Consider the following 3829-nt stretch of genomic DNA (forward strand, 5'->3'; position numbering starts at 1 on the left):
TATTAAATTGAGGAAAGAATTACAGGCCGTTAAAGAGCAGGCGAAGACTGATGGCTTAACAGGTCTGGTGAATCGTGCCTGTCTGAATAAAGAATTAAGTGAGTTGTGCCTGCACAGTGAAACGACATTCACCCTCGCCTTATTTGATATCGATCATTTCAAACAGGTCAATGATAGATTCGGCCACTTGCTCGGCGATAAAGTCTTACAGTTTTTTGCCAGCATATTGAAAAAACATTGTGAAGACAAACCGCATATCGCAGCACGTTTTGGCGGAGAAGAGATGGCATTAATTTTTATCGACACCCCTTCACATAAAGCCGTGCAAATTGCCGATAGGATTCGCCAACAGCTGGCGAGCAGTAATCTGAAGAAAAAAGACAGTGATGAAACAATTGGTATGGTCACTGTTTCTGTAGGGTTGAGTCAGTATCAGCCTGGTGATACCTCATTGAATATTATCGAGCGTGCCGATGTCGCTTTATATGAATCAAAAGCCGCTGGCAGAAATTGTCTTACGTTGCGTTAATCAGAATTTGTAAAACTGACTGTTGAGATACTCTACAACTTGCTTTTGTTGAGCAGGGGTCCAGTTCACATCGGCGGCAATCGCACAATTTGCCACCCGTTTTTCCAGCCCATCCAGTGTTTTAACCCCTCTATTCGATCGACTATAGATTGAATTGGGTTGGCCATCTGCCAAAGACGCGTGACATTGCATACAATTGGCATCGTGTAATTGTTTTCCCTGTGCCAGCGCCGTTGCGCTGACACACAGAAAAATCAAAGTCACTAAATAACGCATCTATCCGGCGACTCGAGTCTGCAACGCGGCAATACGCAGTGATGCCGGTGGATGCGAGTCATAAATAGCTGAAACCAATGGATCCGGTGTCAGCGTACTGGCATTTTCTTTATACAAAGCCACCAGTGCGGTAATCAAATCATCCGCACTGGAAACCGAAGCAGCATAGGCATCCGCTTCAAATTCATATTTGCGAGACATAGATGTCATTAAAGGATGCAGGAAGAAACTGAATACCGGAATCACCAGCATAAACAGAATCAATGCAATCGCATTATTTTGTGTTTCCACGCCCAGACCGGAGTAGAACCAGGTTTGAGTTGAAGCCCAACCTAACAACGCCAGACCAACTAGGCTCATCACAGCCATCATCAGCATATTTTTTATAACATGCTTGCGACGAAAATGTCCCAACTCATGGGCCAATACCGCTTCAATCTGATCTTCGTTCAGGGTATTCAACAACGTATCAAAAAACACGATGCGTTTGTTATTACCCAAGCCAGTGAAATAGGCATTGCCATGTCCACTGCGGCGCGAACCGTCCATCACATAAATGCCCTGGCTCTTAAAACCACAACGTTGCAATAAACTCTCAACCTTTTGTTTCAGGTTGGCATCATCTAACGGCGTGAACTTGTTAAACAATGGTGCGATAAACGCAGGATAAGCCCACATCATTACCACGGCAAAAACCATCCAGGCTGCCCATAAATATAACCACCAGAAATCACCGGTGCTGTTCATCAGCCATAAAGTCACCCAGGCAATTGGCGCACCTAATACCAGCATCAACAGTAACTGTTTGGCAAAGTCCCCCATAAACAAGGCTGGCGTGTTGCGGTTAAATCCGAATTTTTCTTCCATCACAAAGGTGCGATACCAGGATAAAGGCAGTTCAAGTATTGAGCCAATCAGCAAAAAGCTCAAAATCAACACGACACCAGTGGTCATCGCTGACCAGCCTAAACTTTCCCATGCCCCGGACAATAATGCCAAACCACCGCCCAGGGTCCAGAGGATTAACACTACAGCTCCAAATAAACTTTCGCGGCGCATTTGAGCCCCTTTGGCAGCGGTATAGTCAGCGGCTTTCTGGTGTGCGGCAAGACCAATCTGCTCACGAAATGCGGCAGGCACTTCATCGCGATTCGCCAGCACATGGCGACGTTGACGCAATGACAACCAGATCTCAATCCCCGTCATCAGGGCGAGAGCAATTAAAAATATCCAGCTAAATTCATTCATAATTTTTTAAACCAGTTAGAATCCTATAATGTGTTGCGTACATTAGCCTTTGATACAATTAATGGCAACATAGTTCACCTAAATCTGTAGTAATAAAAAGATGGAGCCCATGGCCAAAAGCAAACATAACCTGATCTGGATTGACCTGGAGATGACCGGTCTCGACACCAATAACGACTATATTATCGAAATCGCCACCATTGTCACTGACGGCGAGCTCAACATCCTGGCAGAAGGGCCCATTCTCGCAATTCATCAGCCAGATTCGATTCTCGCAGGGATGGATGAGTGGAATACCAGACAACATGGTGGCTCCGGCCTCACTGAACGGGTGCGTAATAGTGTTGTCACTGTTGAGCAGGCCGAACAGGAAACATTGGAATTTCTAAAAAAATATGTACCCGCCGGTACATCACCCATGTGCGGTAACAGTATCTGTCAGGATCGTCGATTTATGGCGAGGTTGATGCCCGATCTGGAAGCCTATTTCCATTATCGTAATCTGGATGTCAGCAGTTTCAAGGAAATAGCGCGTCGCTGGGCCCCCAAAGTTGAAAAAGCCTTCAAGAAAAAATCATCACATCTGGCAATGGACGATATCAAGGACTCCATCCGCGAACTGCAGCATTACCGCGAGCACATGATTAAAGTGCCAGAGTAAATTTACAATTTATAACAATTTCAATTCACGGTAATTTCACGACAACCGCAGGATGATCATTACACTCAATTAAATTGTGATTGTAATGGTGCATTTCAAACCAAACTTACCATCCAAATTTTGTATGGTCTGCAACCGTCCGTTCAGCTGGCGAAAAAAATGGCGTGACTGTTGGGAGCAGGTTTTGTACTGTTCCGAACGCTGTCGCCGTAACCGTAAATCAGCGATTCATCCATGAAACCGCTACTGGGTTTTCNNCGGAAAAATTGGTATTGCTTGACTGCGAAACAACCGGTGGCAATGCATTACGTGATCGGCTCACTGAGGTTGCCCTGATAGAAATCACCGATGGTGTGGAAACCGATCGCTGGCAAACCTTAATCAATCCCGGTATCAGTATTCCACCATGGATCAGCAAATTAACCGGCATTACCGATTCAATGGTGGCAAACCAACCGTCCTTTGCCGACATTGCTGAAGAATTGCACCAACGTTTAGCGGACAAAGTATTTGTTGCCCATCATGTGCGCTTTGATTATGGCTTTATTCGAGAATCCTTTCGCCGCATAGGTATTACCTTTTCAGCCAAAACATTATGTTCGGTTAAAATCAGTCGACTGCTTTACCCGGAACAGCGTCGTCATGGCATTGATGCCATTGTCTCCCGCCTCGGTTTGACTATTAATCAACGCCATCGGGCAATGGATGATGCACAGGTCATTCTTGAATTATTCCAGCAGACCCAACATGACTTTGATGAATCAACCATTCAGCAAGCCTGTCAGCAGCTGTCCCAACAAACCCGACTGCCCAGTCATCTCGATATTAATGAAATTAATAAACTGCCCGAACGGCCTGGTGTATATCAGTTCTTTGATGAACAAGGCGTACTTCTTTATATAGGTAAATCCGTCAATATCAAACAACGTGTTTTGAGTCACTTTGTCATAAATGGCAAACAGCGCAACAGCGAGATGCAACAACAACTGCAACACATCGACTTTATTGAAACGCCTTCCGACTTTGGCGCGCAGTTACTGGAAAATCAGTTAATCAAAAGCCAAACGCCACGCTATAACCGGCGACAGACCAAAGCCAAACGGCTGTACCAAATG

At 45.3% G+C, this 3829-nt stretch carries 6 protein-coding genes; 4 read left to right on the forward strand and 2 right to left on the reverse strand.

All coding sequences use genetic code 11. The features are described from left to right. Positions 1 to 529 (forward strand): GGDEF domain-containing protein (locus tag B3O33_RS15030; protein WP_292363895.1); only part of this gene is annotated, 529 nt, incomplete at its 5' end. On the opposite strand, the gene B3O33_RS15035 is transcribed toward B3O33_RS15030, so the two are convergent. Both B3O33_RS15035 and B3O33_RS15040 read right to left on the reverse strand, forming a co-directional pair. Continuing rightward, positions 530 to 793, reverse strand: a complete 264-nt coding sequence (locus B3O33_RS15035) for a c-type cytochrome (RefSeq protein WP_292361972.1) — start codon at positions 791 to 793, stop codon at positions 530 to 532. It abuts the gene before it with no gap. A 12-nt stretch (positions 794 to 805) separates the two neighbouring features. Continuing rightward, positions 806 to 2053 carry a M48 family metallopeptidase gene (locus B3O33_RS15040; protein ID WP_292361971.1) on the reverse strand — a complete coding sequence of 416 codons (1248 nt, stop codon included), beginning with the start codon at positions 2051 to 2053 and terminating at the stop codon, positions 806 to 808. Positions 2054 to 2162: 109 nt separating this feature from the next. Between B3O33_RS15040 and orn the strand changes: the two genes are divergently transcribed. The 3 genes from orn to B3O33_RS15055 form a co-directional block, all read left to right on the forward strand. Continuing rightward, complete coding sequence (gene orn, locus B3O33_RS15045) at positions 2163 to 2714, forward strand: oligoribonuclease (protein WP_292361970.1); 552 nt, start codon at positions 2163 to 2165, stop codon at positions 2712 to 2714. Positions 2715 to 2799: 85 nt separating this feature from the next. After that, entirely contained in the window at positions 2800 to 2952 is a 153-nt protein-coding gene (locus tag B3O33_RS15050) for a DUF2256 domain-containing protein (RefSeq protein WP_292361969.1), read from the forward strand. 34 nt (positions 2953 to 2986) lie between these two features. Then, on the forward strand, positions 2987 to 3829 hold an 843-nt coding region (locus B3O33_RS15055), incomplete at its 3' end, for an exonuclease domain-containing protein (RefSeq protein ID WP_292363896.1).

The sequence above is a fragment of the Methylophaga sp. UBA1464 genome (genome assembly GCF_002325665.1).
Classification (GTDB): Bacteria; Pseudomonadota; Gammaproteobacteria; order Nitrosococcales; family Methylophagaceae; genus Methylophaga.

Coding starts and splice junctions, on each gene's coding strand:
- B3O33_RS15040 (WP_292361971.1), bottom strand. CDS start 2,053: ATGAATGAATTTAGCTGGATATTTTTAATTGCTCTCGCCCTGATGACG.
- orn (WP_292361970.1), top strand. CDS start 2,163: ATGGCCAAAAGCAAACATAACCTGATCTGGATTGACCTGGAGATGACC.
- B3O33_RS15050 (WP_292361969.1), top strand. CDS start 2,800: ATGGTGCATTTCAAACCAAACTTACCATCCAAATTTTGTATGGTCTGC.